Genomic DNA, 17,170 nt, shown 5'->3' with positions numbered 1-17,170 from the left:
AACAGAGAGCAGCAAACGGTCACCATCTGCCGTGCGTATCGGCGCGTCGAATGGCTCCGTGATTTCTGGTAAAATCGGCAGTTTATAGGCCTGTTAAAACCTGCACGCCACCTCCCCTTATTTGGGGTTGCAAGGCTAATTCTTTGCGATAAGGTGCGCGTTGACTTGTACGTAACAGGTCCAATCGGGAACAAATGACTAAAAAGGCGATAAAGCCTAGAAAGGTGGACCCACCATGAACTCTATCACGAAAAAATTTCTAGCCTCCGCAATGTTTGGCACATTGCTGGCCTTCTCGGCCCATGCGGCCACGATCAATATTCACAACGGCGGCGACCCATCGTCGCTCGACCCGCAAAAGCTCTCCGGCGACTGGGAGAATCGCATTGCCGGCGACATCTTCGAAGGTCTCGTCACCGAGGACCCGAAGGACAACCCTATTCCGGGCCAGGCTGAGAGCTGGACCGTTTCCGACGATGGATTGGTCTACACCTTCAAACTTCGCGACGGCATCAAGTGGTCCGACGGCACTCCGGTGACGGCCGGCGACTTTGTCTTCGCCTTCCAGCGCCTGATCGACCCCAAGAATGCGGCGGATTACGCTTACCTGCAGTTCACCGTCAAGAACGCGGAAAAGATCAACAAGGGCGAGATCACCGATCTCAATCAGCTCGGTATCAAGGCGATCGACGACAAGACGCTCGAGATCACCCTTGAAAGCCCGACCCCCTACTTCATCAATGCGCTGATGCACTATACGGCCTACCCGCTGCCGAAGCATGTGGTGGAAGCCAAGGGCGCAGACTGGGTCAAGATCGGCAACATCGTTACGAACGGCCCCTATAAGCCGGTTGAGTGGGTTCCGGGCTCGCATGTCACGACGGTCAAGAACGACCAGTATTATGGCGCGAAGGATGTGAAGATCGATGGCGCGAAATTCTTCGTGTTGGAGGATCAGGAAGCCGCGTTGAAGCGCTATCGTGCCGGGGAATTTGATATCCTGACCGATTTTCCGACCGATCAGTACGAATGGATGAAGAAGAACCTTCCGGGCCAGGCGCATGTCGCCCCCTTCTCCGGCCTCTACTATTACGTCATCAACTCCACAAAGCCGCCCTTCAGCGACAAGCGTGTCCGCCAGGCGCTTTCGATGGCAATCAACCGCGAGGTGATCGGACCGAACATTCTCGGGACCGGCGAACTTCCGGCCTATTCCTGGGTTCCGCCGGGCACGGCGAATTACGGTGAGCCGGCATATGTAAGCTGGAAGGACGAGCCCTATAACCAGAAGGTCGCGGAAGCCAAGAAGCTGCTGACGGAAGCAGGTTTTGGCCCGGATCATCCGCTGCATGCTCAGCTCCGCTACAACACCAACGACAATCATAAGCGTATCGCCGTCGCGATTGCCTCCATGTGGAAGCCGCTTGGTGTCGACGTCGAGCTCGTCAATGTCGAGACCAAGGTCCACTACGACCAGATGCAGCGCGGTGACGTGGAAATCGGCCGCGCCGGCTGGCTCGCGGACTATAACGATCCTGACAACTTCCTGAACCTGCTCGTCACAGGGGTCCAGATGAACTACGGTCGCTGGAGCAACCCGGACTATGACAAGCTGATCAAGGAAGGCAACGCGCAGACGGATCTGAACAAACGCGCCGAGCTCTTCAAGAAGGCCGAGCAGCTTGCGCTCGACGACAGCGCAGCGATGCCGATCTACTACTACGTTTCGAAGAACGTGGTTTCGCCCAAGATCGAGGGCTTCGTGGATAACGTGCAGGACATCCACCGCACCCGCTGGCTGTCCATCAAGGAATAAAGGCGTACGGCTCTTCCCGGTTCCTCCGGGAAGAGCCTGTCCACGATCATGATCAAATACGCACTCCGTCGACTGCTGTCGACAATCCCCGTTTTGTGGATTGCCGTGACAGCCTGCTTTTTTATTTTGCGCCTTGCCCCCGGCGGTCCCTTCGATAGCGAAAGAACCTTGCCGCCGGTGATCCTGAAGAATCTCGCCGCTCACTACAATCTGGATAAGCCGCTAGTACAGCAGTACCTCATCTATGTCGGCGATGTGCTCAAGGGCGACCTTGGCCCTTCGTTCGCCAATGAGGACTTCACAGTCGGCCAGCAGATCATGATCGGTCTGCCCTATACTTTCACGATCGGCACCGCCGCATTCCTGCTCGCGATCATCGTCGGCGTCGCCGCCGGCTGTCTTGGGGCACTCTACCAGAACAAAGCACCGGACTACTGGCTCGGCGCGGTGATCGTTGTTGGGGTGGTGCTGCCGAACTTTCTTGTCGCCCCCATCCTTCAGCTGATTTTTGGCATTCGTCTCGGCTGGCTTCCCGTCGGCGGCTGGGGCGACGGATCGTTGAAATTCCTGGTTCTGCCGATCATCGTTCTGGCGCTTCCGCATGCGGGTCGTATTTCGCGCATCACTCGCGGGTCAATGATCGAGGTGATGAACCAGAATTTCATCCGGACGGCCAAGGCAAAAGGCATCGGCCCACGGCTTACGGTGATGCGTCACGCCCTGAAACCGGCGATGATGCCTGTGGTCTCCTATCTCGGTCCGGCCGCGAGTTACCTTCTTACGGGCTCGCTGGTGGTCGAGAGTATCTTCGGGCTGCCGGGCATTGGGCGCTATTTCATCAATGCAGCGCTCAATCGCGACTATGGCATGGTTCTGGGGACGGTCATCTTCTACATGGTGCTGATCGTCGTTTTGAACCTTCTCGTCGACATAGCTTATGCGTGGCTCGATCCGAAAGTGAGAAACCGATGATCCTCAATCCTGCAAAAAGGGAGCTGCTTGCAGCCGAGCTGCTGGAGGCCGAAGGTCTGGCGCCGGAGGGTCGTTCGCTGACGAAGGACGCCATTCGCCGCCTCATGCGTAACAAGGCTGCCGTCATTTCCATTGCGGTCCTTGTGTTCCTGATCCTTGCTGCCTTTATTGGCCCAAATTTCATTCCCTTCAACTACGAGGATCCGGATTGGGCGGCCTTCCGCATGCCGCCCTCGCTCGAAAACGGCCATTATTTCGGCACCGACCCGAATGGCCGCGATCTCCTCGCCCGCGTCCTCTACGGCACGCGCGTCTCGCTCGCCGTCGCGCTGACTGCAACCGTCGTCTCAGTCGTCATCGGTGTGCTCTACGGAGCGATCTCCGGTTATATCGGCGGTCGCCTGGATGCGGTGATGATGCGCTTCGTCGATATCATGTATGCGCTTCCCTACATCCTCTTCGTTATCCTGCTGATGGTGATCTTCGGCCGCAACGTTTACCTGCTCTTTGCAGCGATCGGCGCGCTCGAATGGTTGACCATGGCCCGCATCGTTCGCGGCCAGACGCTGTCGATCAAGCAGCGTGAATTCATCGAGGCGGCACGCGCCTCTGGACAGCGGCCGTTCAAGATCATCATAAAACATATCATTCCGAACCTCGTCGGCCCGGTCGTCATCTTTGCGGCGCTCACCGTTCCGGAGATCATCGCGACGGAGAGCTTTCTCTCCTATCTCGGCTTCGGTGTTCAGGAACCTCTGACCTCGCTCGGGACCCTGATTGCCGAGGGCACAGATGCGATGGAAAGCATGCCGTGGCTGCTGGCCTTCCCGGCAACCTTCCTGGTGGCGCTTCTGCTGAGCCTACTTTTCATCGGCGATGGATTGCGCGATGCTTTCGACCCGAAGGATCGCTGACATGACCGACACCCTTCTCGAACTCAAGGACTATTCGATCACCTTCGACATCCCGGACGGTCAGGTGAAGGCCGTTTCGAACATGAACCTGACGATCCGGCGCGGCGAACGCGTCGCGATCGTCGGAGAATCCGGTTCCGGCAAGAGCCAGACCTTCCTTGGTGTCATGGGACTGCTCGCCAAGAACGGCAAGACCAGCGGCCAGGCCCTGCTCGAAGGCAGGGACGTGCTTTCCCTGAAGCCGCGCGAGCTCAACAATGTCCGCGGCAAGGATATGGCGATGGTTTTCCAGGACCCGATGACGGCCTTGAATCCATCTCTGAGGATTTCCCGACAACTCACTGAACAGCTTGAAGTTCATCGCGGCTTCACGGCGCGAGCTGCGTCCGCGGCTGCCCTCGATATGCTGAAGCGCGTCGGCATTCCCGATCCCACGAGGCGCTTTAGTCTTTATCCACATGAGCTCTCGGGCGGCATGCGTCAGCGCATCGTCATAGCGATGGCGCTGCTGACGAAGCCGAAGCTCCTCATCGCCGATGAGCCCACGACAGCACTCGATGTAACGATCCAGGCGCAGATCCTCGACCTGTTCAACGATCTGACGGCGGAGATGAATACGGCACTGGTGATGATCACCCACGACCTCGGGGTCGTCGCCGGTCTCGCCGACCGCGTCGCTGTCATGTATGCCGGCCGTATCGTCGAGGAGGCTCCTGTGGATGACCTCTTCGAAAATCCGGCGCATCCCTATACAGCCGCGCTGCACGCCTCGATCCCGCGCCCGGACCAGGATGTCGACGATCTCGCCGTCATCCCCGGAAGGCCGCCGAACCTGCAGCATCTGCCGAAAGGCTGCAATTTCTCACCACGCTGTTCGCACGCGCAGGATGACTGTCTCGATGCGCCTCCAAAGCTCGAAACGCTGGCGCCGCGCCGTTGTGCGGCCTGCTTCCATCCGCTCCATCGCCGAGAGGAGGCTGTAAGCCATGGCTGAGCGATCGCTTCTGAGGGTCGAGAACCTGACGACCCAGTTCGAACTGCCGTCGAAATCCTTCTTTAAGCCGCCGCCGCTTCTGACCGCCGTCAACAACGTCAGCTTCGAGTTGAAGGAGGGCCGCACGCTTGGCATCGTCGGTGAATCCGGCTGCGGCAAATCCACGCTCGGCCGCTCGATCCTGCGGCTGCTCAAATCGCAGAAGGGCCGCATCCTCTGGCAGGGCCGGAACCTGCTCGATCTGACGGAAGAGGAAATGCGGTCGACCCGTCGGGACATGCAGATCATCTTCCAGGATCCGATCGCTTCGCTCGATCCACGCATGACGGTCGGCGATATCATCGCCGAACCGCTGACCGTCTTCGAGCCGAAGCTTACGAAAGCGCAGCGGCAGGAACGCGTGCGCGGGATCATGGCCGCCGTTGGCCTCGTGCCGGAGATGATCAATCGCTACCCTCATGAATTTTCCGGCGGCCAGGCGCAGCGTATCGGGATTGCTCGGGCCGTGGTGACGCGACCGAAACTGATCGTCTGCGACGAACCTGTCTCTGCGCTCGACGTTTCGATCCAGGGCCAGGTCATTACGCTCCTCAGGCGGCTGCGCAAGGAATTTGGCCTGACTCTGATCTTCATCAGCCACGACCTTTCCGTCGTACGCCTGATCTCGGACGACGTGCTGGTGCTCTATCTCGGCAAGGTGGTGGAAGCTGGCGATTGCGCAAAGGTTTTCGATCATCCGGCACATCCCTATACCCAGGCGCTGTTCTCGGCAGCGCCCGTGCCCGATCCGAAGCTGGCACGCAGGCGCGAACGCATCCGCCTTCAGGGCGACCCGCCCTCACCGCTCAACCCGCCGCCGGGCTGCGTCTTTTCGCCCCGTTGTTGGAAGGCGACGGATATCTGCCGTACGGAAATGCCGCCGACGGAAGAGATGCGTCCTGGGCAAACCGCCGCCTGCTACCATGCGGATAGGCCATAGTGCGGATTGAGTTTCGAGCGGACCATGCGAGTGCTGGTTCCGCCTCACTCCGTCAGAAAGGCTGGTACGCCGGCTCCGGCGTACCGCGTGTTTGAGCATCGACCGTCCGCAGCAAAGTGCACTTGTCACTTCCACCCTCTCCGCGTATCAGCAGGGTATGGGAATTTGAGGAGAAGGCTTTGAGCGGACGTTTTCTGTCGATCGGCGAATGCATGGTGGAACTGTCGCAGGCAGGCAAAGGGCTTCTTCGCAAAGGCTTTGCCGGCGACACGTTCAATACGGCCTGGTACGCCCGCGCCTGCCTGCCCGCAGAATGGTCGGTGGATTATCTGACAGCCCTTGGCGACGATCCGATGTCGGATGAAATGCTTGCCTTCATGGCAAAGGCAGGAATCGGGACCGGCAGCATCTGCCGTATCCGCGGCAAAACGCCCGGACTCTACATGATCAATCTGAAGGATGGCGAACGCTCTTTCAGCTATTGGCGCGATAGTTCCGCTGCCCGGCAGCTCGCCGCCGATGCCGATCATCTGCGCGAAGCGGCCGAAGCGTCGGATGTCCTCTATTTCTCCGGCATCACGCTTGCCATCCTGCCGCGCGAGGACGTCGACACGCTGCTTCTGGAAATGCGCCGCGCAAAGGCGGCAGGCAAGCTCGTCGTTTTCGATCCCAACATCCGACCCCGGCTGTGGCAGGGCTATGACATCATGCATGCCGCCATCAGCGAGGGTGCGCGCTCCTCGACCATTGTCATGCCGAGCTTCGACGACGAAGCTGCCCATTTCGGCGATGATTCGATCGAAGGCACCATCCACCGCTATCGCGCGCTTGGTGCCGCTCACGTGGTCGTCAAGAACGGCGCGGAAGGTGCCACACTAAGCTTCGGTGGCGTCACGAACTTCGTTCCGGCCGAGAAGGTGGAAGAGGTGGTCGACACGACAAGCGCGGGCGACAGCTTCAACGGCGCATTTCTCGCCCACTATCTTCAGACATCGGATCCCATCGCCTCGGCGACATTCGCCGCCCGGATTGCCGCCCGCGTCGTCAGCGAACACGGCGCTCTCGTTGCGCCGGAAAAGCTGCGGATCGGGTGAAATTTTCCTGTAATATTTCCATCATAGACGGTCTTCAGAATAGCGTGAGGTGGGAATCACGTTCTTGATGCACGGCCGCATAACCCGAAAATCCTAATCGATTTTCAGAGGGATCTATGCGATTTTCAGAAGGTTGCGGTGTCTCTCGCGCACTTGCCGGAGCGCGCGGCATGGATGGGTTGTGTCATCGCCTACGGCGGAGGCACGGATGGAAAATCGAACATGCTTCAACGTCCGACGAATACTTACCATGGCCAGAGCTGGGCCAATGCGGCCGCCGGCACCGTACCCGAGCGGCTGGTCATCATCACCGATGCCTGGCACCCGCAGGTCAACGGCGTCGTACGCTCGATCGAGAACACCAATCGCGAACTGGCCCATATGGGCGTCGAAGTGTCGATGGTGACGCCGGAGCGCTTCAGCAGCATCCCCTGCCCGACCTATCCGGAGATCCGTCTTTCGATCGCCAGCTACCGGCGCGTCGCAGCGGAAATCGAAAAGAGCAACCCCTCCTATATTCACATTGCGACCGAGGGTCCCCTTGGCCTGACGGCTAGGCGCTGGTGCCTGAGAAACGAGATGCCCTTCACGACCAGCTATCACACGCGCTTTCCCGAATATGTCGCGGCCCGCCTGCCGGTTCCCAAAAGCCTGCTCTATGCCTTTGTCAGATGGTTTCATAACGGCGGATCCGGCTGCATGGTGGCGACCGAAAGCCTTGCGCGCGAACTGAAGGAAAAGGGTATCCGCAACCTGATGCCCTGGAGCCGAGGTATCGACGCCTCGCAGTTCAAGCCGATGGCGTTGGAGGAAACGCCGTTCGGACTGCAACGCCCGATCTTCATGACGATCGGCCGTGTTGCACTCGAGAAGAACCTGCCGGCCTTTCTGGATCTCGACTTGCCCGGTTCGAAGGTCGTTGTCGGTGATGGTCCTGCACGCGAAGAGTTGGAAAAGCGCCATCCCAATGTGCTCTTTACCGGCGCCAAGTTCGGCGAAGATCTTGCCCACGCCTATGCACAGGCGGATGTCTTCGTCTTCCCCTCGCTGACCGATACATTCGGCAATACCATCCTGGAGGCTCTGGCTTCCGGTGTCCCGGTCGCCGCCTATCCGGTCACAGGCCCCCTCGATATCCTCGGCGGGCATGCGTCGGCGGGCGCCCTCAGCGAGAATTTGCGCGAGGCCTGCCTTGCGGCTCTCTCCTGTTCGCGAGAAGACGCTCGTAACCTGGCGCTCAATTATTCCTGGGAATCGGCGACCCGCCAGTTCATCACCAATATCCGCTCCGCCAATACGCGGGCAAAATCCATCAAAGCACGATTGAAAAACATCGCGTCGAAATGGAAAGGCCCGCGCGGAACACTCCCCACGGGCCATTAACCTGAGATAGCTCTTGCTTACTTTGCGAATGCCTGGCGCAGCGTCGCATTGGCAACCGAGATCGCGCTTCGCACGGCGGGCGTTTCGGCGATCGCATTCAGAAGCACGAAATCGTGGATCGTGCCATTGTAACGGACTGAGGTGACCTTCACACCAGCCTGGCTGAGCTTGCGGGCGTAGGCTTCGCCTTCGTCACGCAGAACGTCGTTTTCATCGACGATGACGAGTGCCGGTGGCAGGCCATTCAGCTGTTCGAGCGAAGCGTTGAGCGGCGTTGCGGTCGGCTCATTGCGCTTGGCTTCGTCCGGCAGATAGGCGTTCCAGAACCACTTCATCGCTTCCTTCGTCAGCCACGGACCATTGGCGAATTGATTATAGGAACCGGTTTCGAAATTGGCGTCGGTCACAGGATAAAACAGCACCTGCTGGTCAATGGCCGGGCCGCCGCGTTCCTTGGCGAGCAGGGTTACGGCAGCTGTCATGTTACCGCCGACGCTGTCGCCGACGACGGCAAGCCTCTCCGCATCGACCCTGAACTCTCTTGCGTGCTCTGCAACATATTTCGTCGCCGCAAAGGCCTGTTCGATGGCGACCGGATACCGGGCTTCGGGCGAACGGTCATAATCGACGAAAACGACCGCAGCATGGGCGCCGTTAGCGATCTCGCGCACCAACCGATCATGAGTGTCGGCATCACCCAGTACCCATCCCCCGCCATGGAAATACATGATCACCGGCAAGGTACCCTCTGCCTTTTCCGGTCTGACGATACGCAGCTTGACCTTGCCCGTGGGGCCGACCGGAATGACCTTGTTCTCGACCGAGGCGGCAAGCTTCTTCACCTTGATCTTCTGGGCGCCGGCCAGAACATCGCGGGCATCGGAGGGTGACAGCGTATAGATCGGCGGGGCACCCGCCAGCGAGTCGATGAACTTCTGCGTCGTCGGTTCGAGAACTGGATCGGCGTGGGCGCCAACAGCGGAAGCGGCCAGGATAGCGGCGGCTGATACTGCGTTCTTGATCTTGGACATGATCGAATTCCTTCTGGATCTGGTTTCGTCGTGAGACAGACCTTATATCGCGCACGACTGTTTATCGCACAATTTAAAATCGCGCATAGCTGCTATGCGCAAAAAGCGTTCACGATTATTTATTGCACGATATATTTTGATGCAATTTTGGAGATGACGATCATGCAGAATCCCTTGAAACTCGACACCTTCATCTGCTTCGCGCTCTACTCGGCGAACCACGCGATGAATCGCGTCTATAAGCCACTGCTCGACAAACTCGGGCTGACCTATCCGCAATTTCTGGTGATGGTGACCCTTTGGGAGGAAGACGGACAAACCGTCGGCGGAATCGGCGACAAGCTGTTTCTGGAATCGAGTACGCTGACGCCGCTTCTGAAACGCCTGGAAGCCGCAGGCTATATCAGGCGGGAGCGCAGCAACGAGGATGAACGCGTCGTCGTGATCCGCCTCAGCGAAGATGGTGTGAAGCTCAAGGAAAAAGCCGCTTCCGTTCCCGATTGCATCGCTGAGGCCACCGAAGCGAGTATCGATGAACTGAACAGGCTGAAGAGCGAGATCGTGGCACTGCGCGCCGCCCTCGACAGGCACACAGCCTGAAGTGCGAAGCGGTTTTCCATTCGGTTCTCCGCTTCCATAAAGCCGAACCGCACTATCGCCTTTTCTTGGCTGGCTCGAACGGATTTTCCGGCGAACGGAAATGGATCCGGATCGGCACCGCCGGCATGGCGAAATCCTCGCGCAGTCCGTTGATGAGATAGCGCACATAGGATTCCGGCAGAGCACCGGCCCTGGTGCTGGAAATCATGAAGGCCGGCGGGCGCGTCTTGACCTGCGTCATATATTTGAGCTTGATGCGGCGCCCTGATACCGCCGGTGGCGGATGCTGCACCTGCTGTATCTCCAGCCAGCGATTGAGCTTGGCGGTCGAAATGCGCTTGTTCCACACCTTGTCGGTGTCAATGACCGCCTGCATCAGCCGATCGAGCCCCTCGCCCGTCTGGCCAGAGATCGGAACGGCGCGGATGCCGCGCGCCTGCGGCAGCAACCGATCCGTCTTCTCGCGCAGATCCGACAGAACGGCCTGCCGGTCTTCGATCATGTCCCATTTGTTGAAGGCGAGCACCGCCGCGCGCCCCTCGCGCAGCACCAGGTCGACGATATGCAGATCCTGCTTTTCGAAGGGAATGGTCGCATCGAAGACGATGACGACCGTCTCGGCGAAACGAATGGCACGAAGCGCATCGGCGACCGAAAGTTTCTCCAGCTTTTCGATCACCTTCGCCTTGCGACGCAGACCGGCGGTATCGAACATCTTGATGGTGCGGCCGCGCCATTGCCAATCGACCGAGATGGAATCGCGGGTGATCCCGGCTTCCGGCCCGGTCAGCAACCGGTCTTCACCAAGGAAGCGATTGATGAGCGTCGACTTGCCGGCATTCGGACGGCCGACGATTGCGACGCGCAGCGGCCTCGTCTCGTCGTAGGCCGGCTCTTCATCATCCTCTTCGCCGGCAGCGGTAACCGGAACGTCGACATCCGTGACGGCGACGTCCTCCTTCGGCGGAAAAGCCCTGTCCCTTCCGATCGCATCGATGATGGCATCGCGGAGATCCAGCATGCCCTCGCCATGTTCGGCTGAAATCGGGCATGGTTCGCCAAGCCCGAGCGTGAAGGCATCGTAGAACCCTCCTTCGGAACCACGGGCCTCCGCCTTGTTGGCGACGAGCACCACCGGCTTGCCTCGCCTTCTGAGCATTTCGGCAAGGGATTGATCGACCGGCGTCAGGCCCATCTTGGCATCGACCACAAAGAGTGTAAGATCAGCCTCGTCGATCGCCGCTTCCGTCTGCGCACGCATCCGTCCCTGCAGCGTCTCTTCTGCGGCCTCTTCGAGACCGGCCGTATCGACGATGCGGAATTTCAGATCGACAAGGCGCGCGTCACCGGGCCGCCGGTCACGCGTGACCCCCGGCGTATCATCGACCAGGGCGAGCTTTTTCCCGACCAGCCGGTTGAAAAGCGTCGATTTGCCGACGTTCGGACGACCGACGATCGCGACCGTGAAGCTCATTCAATTTTCCTTAAACATCAACCCTGGGCTTCCGGAGCTTTGCCGGAGGCGGTGATGAGATCAAGCATCATCTGCGAGCGATTGGCAACATTGCGCGGCGCCTGACCGTCGTCGACGATCTGCTGGAACCATTGCTTTGCGTTGGCCATGTCGCCTTTCTTGTAGGCCGCAAGACCAAGCGCCTCACGGGCTGAATTGCGGAATGCGTTCTCGGGAACGGCCATTGCTTCGACCTGCGCGGATACCTGTTCGTAGGTGCCGCCATCGATCAGCATCCAGCCGGCGCGCAAGCGGGCAGCATCGCGGATCGCGAGCGGGACACTGGTATCCTTGCCGATTGCGTCGAAGGCAGCAACAGCCGCCGCCGTATCGCCCTTCTGCGCGTAAACCGTTGCGGCGCGCATGCGGGCAAGCACCGGATAGGAGCCGTGACCTTCTTTCTCCAGCTTTTCGAGAGCCGCGAGCGCCTCATCCGGCTTGTTCTCGTTGGCAAGCTTCATAGCGGCTATAAACTGGTCGCCCGTGCCGGAAGAGCGATAATCCCGCCAATATTCGTAGCCGCGCCAGCCGGCGGTGCCGAGAACGATCAGAACCGCAAAACCGATGACATAGCGGCCGAAGCGGCGCCACACGCTCCGGACCTGGTCGGAGCGCAGTTCCTCGTTGACTTCACGGATGAAGCTGTCTTCGTTGAATACCATTTCTGTCTCGCGCCCCGTATAAAGTTCAATCCGCGCATTATACGCGTTTGTCGGGCCTTCTACTCCATTTTGTGGCGCTTGTAAGGGGGAAGCGCAGAAATCCTCACATAACCAGCGGTGAAACCCCGATCAGCCATTCGTGCAACCGCCAGATGATCAGGCCCCAAAGCACGATGCCAATGATCACGGCGAAGAGATCGTACCGCCCCGAGACGAACGGGCGAAGGACGGCCTCGCCTGCACGCTCCCGGCGTTTGAGCGAGATGCGCATGATCACCCCCCATGCCAGAAAACCTGCGAAAAGCAGTACCGAGGAGGTTTCGCCATTGGCGAGCAGATGGGCGAAGGCCCAGATCTTGACCGATAGCACCATCGGATGCTTCGTCTTCGTGGCGATGTACCCCGCCGGAAGCAGCGAGGCGACAAGACAGATCATCGCAATCAGCATCAGGGTGATCGCGATATGCGCCGTCCAAACCGGAGGCGAGTAGAGAACACCGGTCACCTGCCGCGCCTGGCCGAAACCATAAATGAGCAGGACGAGCGAGGCGATGCTCGCGACCGAATAAATCCCACGCCAGGCGGATTTCCCGACGCTGTCGATCATCGATTGGCGAAGACCCGGCGCGACGACCCGGATCAGGTGGATGCCGAGAAAGAGAATGAGTCCGATGACGAGCAATGTCATGAATGAAATCCCGTTTCGCTTGTTACTTTGAATTACCGGTAAGCGCGAAAAAATGCCAGCCGTACCCCAGCTTCGCCGTATTTCTGTAACAGGAAAACCGCAAAGCAAATTGTCACGGTGTCCATGTTTCATTTTATTTCCTTTGTTTCCCTTGTCATTTCTGTGCTTGTTTCCACCACGGCGGTCGCCGGCGAAAAGCCGAAACAGCTCGTCCTGATCTCCTTCGACGGTGCTCATGACAATGCGCTCTGGCAAAAGAGTCGCGAGATGGCAGCGCGCAACGGAGCGCACTTCACCTATTTTCTGTCCTGCACTTTCCTGATGAATCAGGCTGCGAAGAAGGCCTATCAGGCCCCTGGCCACAAGCGCGGAACCTCGAATGTCGGCTTTGCCCAAAGCGACGACGAAATCCGTGAGCGCCTCGGCAATATCTGGCACGCGCATCTCGAAGGTCATGACATATCGAGCCACGCCTGTGGTCATTTCGACGGCCGGCAATGGACCGAGGCGGAATGGTCGCAGGAGTTCGCGACCTTTCACCAGACGCTCAGGAATGCCTGGAAAGGTGTCGATCTCCCTGAGCCGGACGGCTGGCAGGATCTCGTCGATCACGGCATCAAGGGCTTTCGCGCCCCCTATCTTTCCACGAGTGCTGGCGTCGATATGATCGTGGCGGAGAAGAAGGCAGGCTTCACCTACGACGCAAGCCTGGTGACGAAGGGACCGGCCATGCCGGAGGAGGAAAACGGCATCATCCGCTTCGGCCTACCCCTCATTCCGGAAGGGCCCAAGGAACGCCCGATCATCGGCATGGACTATAATCTTTTCGTTCGCCATTCAGGCGGTGCCGAGGACAAAACAGATTCCAAGGAATTCGAGGATCGCGCCTATACCGCCTTCAAGGAAGCCTTCGACAAGCAATATGAAGGCGGCCGCATTCCGCTGCAGCTCGGCTTTCATTTCGTCGAGATGAATGGCGGGGCCTACTGGCGTGCGCTCGACCGGCTAGTCAGCGATGTCTGCCATCGCGCCGACGTCGCATGCGTCAGCTATTCGGAGGCGATCCCCATGATCGAGGCCCGCGGGAAAATTCAGGAGACTTCGGGCCTCTAAATGCATGTCGCGCAAACTGTGCAGCGGTTTTGCGGCAACGACATGCATGAAACAACAGTCTAAAGCCTGTCGCGTGAAGCTCTTTTCACGCGACGGGCTTTAGCCCATGCGGCGCCCTCTTCTCGCGGGATATGACGCAGCATGAGGCTCTTCCATTTCAGCGACGATCCCAATATCGCGTCATTTGAACCGCGGCCGGTTCACATCCGGTCCAGGCGTTGGCTCGGGCAGGAATAGCTGAACGGACCCCTGGTCTGGGCAATCGATGAAGAGCATGATTTTCTGTATCTGTTTCCCCGGGATTGTCCGCGCATCCTGATCTGGGCCACAGCCGCTACCTCGCAGGCCGACCGACAACATTGGCTGGGAGGTTGGCGCGCGGCCGCCTTTATCGAGCGGCGCTGGATGGAAGCCCTCAGATCAACGATGATCTATCGCTACGAGATGCCTCCTGATGTATTCGAGAACCTACATGATGCGGGCATGTGGGTCGCCAGCCAGACGATCGTTCCCATCGGCTGCACGGCGATGTCACAACTGCATGAGGAATTCGGGCCGAGAAACATCGATCTGCGGATGATCGACACGCTGCGGCCTCTCAAGGATCTGTGGAACACCAGCCTGCACGCGAGCGGCATCAGGCTACGCAACGCCCAGGACTGGATTTGAGATCTTCGGTGATCGAGGGCGACGACCGCTTCCCACGTCGAATTCAACCCGGAAAATCGCGCGAAACCCTCTCCGCGCGATATCAGGCTTCCATTGCGCCCAATTCAGCCGTCAACGTGAACGATCCCTGCCTCTCGCTCGAGATAACGCTGATCGATGCCAGGCAACGGCTCATCATCGATCGCCGCTTCGAAAGCCTTGAGGCGCTTGTGAATCGAAAGCAGCTCGATGATCGTCGTCCAGGAATTGACGAGATATTGAAACGAATTGCTGACCTGGCCGAAGGCCGTCAGGATCTGCTGGAAAATACCGTATGTGATCGTGCCTGCGACAATAGTCGGAACGAGCATGAAGGTAACGAAAAGGGCGTCGGCCTGAATGTAGAAATAGCGGGCGACGTTGAAATAGAGATAATGGAAATACATGCGGAAATAGTTGCGGCGAACATTCGAGAAGAGCTCGGCCACCGTTATAGGCTGCGCCCGATCCTCGTGGTCCTCCCCGTAGACGAGTTCCTTGCGATAGGCTGCCTCAACACGCTGATTGCGGAAGTTAAGACCCGGCAGCTTGATGCCCGCGACGGCAAGCAGCACGGTACCGAAGATTGACCAGAACAGCGCCAGCCAGAAAAGCGTATGGGGAATCTCTCCGACGAGTGGAAGCTGGGTGACGTAGCTCGACAGGGCGAACAGGATCGGAAGGAAGACGATCAGCGTCATGACCGAATTTATCAGGTTGACGCCCAGTCCTTCGAGGATCGACGAGAAGCGCATCGTATCTTCCTGGACGCGCTGAGCGGCACCTTCGATGTGGCGAAGCTTTGTCCACTTCGACATGTAGAAATTGTTCATCGCCATGCGCCAGCGGAAGACATAGTGGCTCGTGAAGAAATCCGTCAGAATCGAAACGAACATGCTGAGAAATGCGATCTGGGCAAAGATCAGCATGAGATCGTAGAAATTCCAGACCGTCACTTCCGCCTGCTTCGCCAGGGCATTCTGCAGCGTGTCCCCGAACGGACGGCGCCAGTTGTTGATCGCGACAGAAATCTGCACGCCGAAATAGGTCGACAGGATGATGACGGCCGACCCCCAGACCGACCATATCTTCCAAGGATGATCGCCTGCCTTAATGTGCCAGAAACCACAAAAGAGAAGGATGCAGAGCAGAAAATAAGCGTAGAAGAACAGGTTATCCGGCAGGACAAAGAAATCCAGACCGATCGGGGGTTCAGCCCCTTCCGCCAACGGGCCATAGCCAAGCGCGACCCCGGCCGATTCGCCGACCGTATACCAGATCGCGATACATGCCATCATCCAGAGGACAGAAGACGTGAAAAAGAGTTTCGGCTGGGGGAAGAAGGAATGGAACACGGAGAGGTTGCTTTCCTGAACTGGAGTTTCGGAGTGTCGGATACACTGATTTTGCCGGAAACTAAGGCAGTTCCAAGAAGGCGGCAATGGGTTCGCCCCATTGTTACGCATTTGTAACGACTCAGCGGATTTTGTTCATCACCGGAATAACAAGAGCCGCGCAGAGAATAAGGACAACCGCCGCAATGATGGACGGCACCGTGAAACTACCCGTGCTCTCGGCAGTCCAGCCCGCCACGATCGGCCCGACGATCTGCCCGATGCCGAAAGATGCGGTCATCAGAGCCATGGCCCGGCGCGGACTTGCCGGGGAAAGCTTCCGGCCGATCTGCAAGCCATAAGCGGTGATCGCCAGGAAGGTTATTCCGAGAAGTGCACCGCCGACCAGCGGCGCGATCGAATGCGGCAACACGACCGTCGCAAGAACCCCGACCGCCTCGATGAAGAGCGCAGCGAGATAGATACCTCCGATGCCGAACGAACGCACAAGCGGCTTCCAGGCAAAGAGCGAAACTGTCGCTGCAAGCCCCGCTATGAACCAGGAGAGAAATTCCACCGTCTGTCCCGCTGCACTCATGCGGGCAATCGCCACCAGAAAGGTCGCGGTTATCACATAACCGAAGCCGAAAAGGCCATAGGAGAGCGTGAGCAGCACCATCGGCCGATCCCAGACGAGCGGCGGCTCCTTGCCCGTCGGCGCCGACCGTGCCGGCCCCCGAGGCAGAAGCCCCCAGACAGCGAAAAAGCTGAAGCCGGAAAAGATTGCGCCACCGATCCAGTCCGCTCGCCATCCATGCGGCCCGTCGTGAAAGGCAATGCCGATCAGCATTACCATGACGGAAGAGAGTGCAATGCCCGCCCCTGGCCCGCCAAAATGCGCCGCCTGCACATGGTCGTTTCCGGCCTCCGCACCATGGCTGAGCACGATCGACGATGTAAAAATCATGGCAAACGCGCTTGCCATGCCTGCCAGGAAGCGGATCACCGAGAAGACGGCAACCGACTCCGTCATCGCCATCGCCGCCAGGAGCAGTGCGGTCGCTAGCAGTGAAAGAAGAGCAACGAGTCGCTCGCGGCCCGCCGCCCAGCCATAGGCCGAAAGTACCGCGCCGACGAGATAACCGACGAAGTTCGCCGATGCTATGAAGCCCGCATCGGCAGCCGATAGCGGTACTCCAGTCATCATGCCTGGAAGGATAGGCGTGAACGAAAACCGGCCGAATCCCATCGCGGCCGCCATGGCGATCGCTCCGGCGAGACCGGTGTTGAAAAGGCTGACCTCGGATCGTTCGACAAGCGCGGACATGCATCGCTTATCGCAGTGCACAACGACGCGCACAATCAACTATTTCTGATCGTTCGATCAATC

General features: G+C 58.8%; 15 protein-coding genes and 1 pseudogene. 10 read left to right on the top strand and 6 right to left on the bottom strand.

Annotation, left to right across the window (positions count from 1 at the left end):
- The first annotated feature begins 235 nt into the window (after positions 1-235).
- The 7 genes from AAE029_RS26375 (at position 236) to AAE029_RS26345 (ending at position 8,152) form a co-directional block, all read left to right on the top strand.
- Complete coding sequence (locus AAE029_RS26375) at positions 236-1,816, top strand: peptide ABC transporter substrate-binding protein (RefSeq protein ID WP_371075859.1); 1,581 nt, start codon at positions 236-238, stop codon at positions 1,814-1,816.
- Positions 1,817-1,864: 48 nt separating this feature from the next.
- On the top strand, positions 1,865-2,788 hold the full coding sequence (locus AAE029_RS26370) for an ABC transporter permease subunit (RefSeq protein WP_371075858.1): 924 nt from the start codon (positions 1,865-1,867) through the stop codon (positions 2,786-2,788).
- A complete protein-coding gene (locus AAE029_RS26365) occupies positions 2,785-3,702 on the top strand; it encodes an ABC transporter permease (protein WP_371075857.1) in 918 nt (305 codons plus the stop codon). The genes AAE029_RS26370 and AAE029_RS26365 overlap by 4 nt, the downstream gene beginning before the upstream one ends.
- Before the next feature lies 1 nt (position 3,703).
- A complete protein-coding gene (locus tag AAE029_RS26360; protein ID WP_371075856.1) occupies positions 3,704-4,696 on the top strand; it encodes an ABC transporter ATP-binding protein in 993 nt (330 codons plus the stop codon).
- Positions 4,689-5,675 carry an ABC transporter ATP-binding protein gene (locus tag AAE029_RS26355; RefSeq protein WP_371075855.1) on the top strand — a complete coding sequence of 329 codons (987 nt, stop codon included), beginning with the start codon at positions 4,689-4,691 and terminating at the stop codon, positions 5,673-5,675. The genes AAE029_RS26360 and AAE029_RS26355 overlap by 8 nt, the downstream gene beginning before the upstream one ends.
- 179 nt (positions 5,676-5,854) lie before the next feature.
- Complete coding sequence (locus AAE029_RS26350; protein ID WP_371075854.1) at positions 5,855-6,769, top strand: sugar kinase; 915 nt, start codon at positions 5,855-5,857, stop codon at positions 6,767-6,769.
- A 222-nt stretch (positions 6,770-6,991) separates the two neighbouring features.
- Positions 6,992-8,152 carry a glycosyltransferase family 4 protein gene (locus AAE029_RS26345; RefSeq protein WP_371075949.1) on the top strand — a complete coding sequence of 387 codons (1,161 nt, stop codon included), beginning with the start codon at positions 6,992-6,994 and terminating at the stop codon, positions 8,150-8,152.
- A gap of 17 nt (positions 8,153-8,169) precedes the next feature.
- Here AAE029_RS26345 and AAE029_RS26340 read toward each other — a convergent pair whose 3' ends face one another.
- On the bottom strand, positions 8,170-9,183 hold the full coding sequence (locus AAE029_RS26340) for an alpha/beta hydrolase (protein ID WP_371075853.1): 1,014 nt from the start codon (positions 9,181-9,183) through the stop codon (positions 8,170-8,172).
- A 162-nt stretch (positions 9,184-9,345) separates the two neighbouring features.
- Between AAE029_RS26340 and AAE029_RS26335 the strand changes: the two genes are divergently transcribed.
- A complete protein-coding gene (locus AAE029_RS26335) occupies positions 9,346-9,783 on the top strand; it encodes a MarR family winged helix-turn-helix transcriptional regulator (RefSeq protein ID WP_371075852.1) in 438 nt (145 codons plus the stop codon).
- Positions 9,784-9,835: 52 nt separating this feature from the next.
- On the opposite strand, the gene der is transcribed toward AAE029_RS26335, so the two are convergent.
- The 3 genes from der to AAE029_RS26320 all read right to left on the bottom strand — a co-directional run bounded on the left by der (position 9,836) and on the right by AAE029_RS26320 (position 12,646).
- A complete protein-coding gene (gene der / locus AAE029_RS26330) occupies positions 9,836-11,257 on the bottom strand; it encodes a ribosome biogenesis GTPase Der (protein ID WP_371075851.1) in 1,422 nt (473 codons plus the stop codon).
- A 17-nt stretch (positions 11,258-11,274) separates the two neighbouring features.
- A complete protein-coding gene (locus tag AAE029_RS26325) occupies positions 11,275-11,958 on the bottom strand; it encodes a tetratricopeptide repeat protein (protein WP_371075850.1) in 684 nt (227 codons plus the stop codon).
- Positions 11,959-12,061: 103 nt separating this feature from the next.
- A complete protein-coding gene (locus AAE029_RS26320) occupies positions 12,062-12,646 on the bottom strand; it encodes an NnrU family protein (protein ID WP_371075849.1) in 585 nt (194 codons plus the stop codon).
- Positions 12,647-12,769: 123 nt separating this feature from the next.
- On the opposite strand from AAE029_RS26320, the gene AAE029_RS26315 reads away from it, so the two are divergent.
- Together AAE029_RS26315 and AAE029_RS26310 are read left to right on the top strand one after the other, a co-directional pair.
- Positions 12,770-13,759 carry a polysaccharide deacetylase gene (locus AAE029_RS26315; protein WP_371075948.1) on the top strand — a complete coding sequence of 330 codons (990 nt, stop codon included), beginning with the start codon at positions 12,770-12,772 and terminating at the stop codon, positions 13,757-13,759.
- A gap of 141 nt (positions 13,760-13,900) precedes the next feature.
- Positions 13,901-14,428, top strand: a pseudogene (locus AAE029_RS26310) (DUF6886 family protein).
- A gap of 104 nt (positions 14,429-14,532) precedes the next feature.
- On the opposite strand, the gene sbmA reads toward AAE029_RS26310, so the two are convergent.
- Entirely contained in the window at positions 14,533-15,801 is a 1,269-nt protein-coding gene (gene sbmA, locus AAE029_RS26305; RefSeq protein ID WP_371075848.1) for a peptide antibiotic transporter SbmA, read from the bottom strand.
- A 121-nt stretch (positions 15,802-15,922) separates the two neighbouring features.
- Positions 15,923-17,107 carry an MFS transporter gene (locus AAE029_RS26300; protein ID WP_371075847.1) on the bottom strand — a complete coding sequence of 395 codons (1,185 nt, stop codon included), beginning with the start codon at positions 17,105-17,107 and terminating at the stop codon, positions 15,923-15,925.
- Positions 17,108-17,170 lie beyond the last annotated feature (63 nt).

The sequence above is a fragment of the Sinorhizobium sp. CB7 genome (genome assembly GCF_041357635.1).
Classification (GTDB): Bacteria; Pseudomonadota; Alphaproteobacteria; order Rhizobiales; family Rhizobiaceae; genus Rhizobium.
This window is presented reverse-complemented; position numbering and strand designations above follow the sequence as displayed.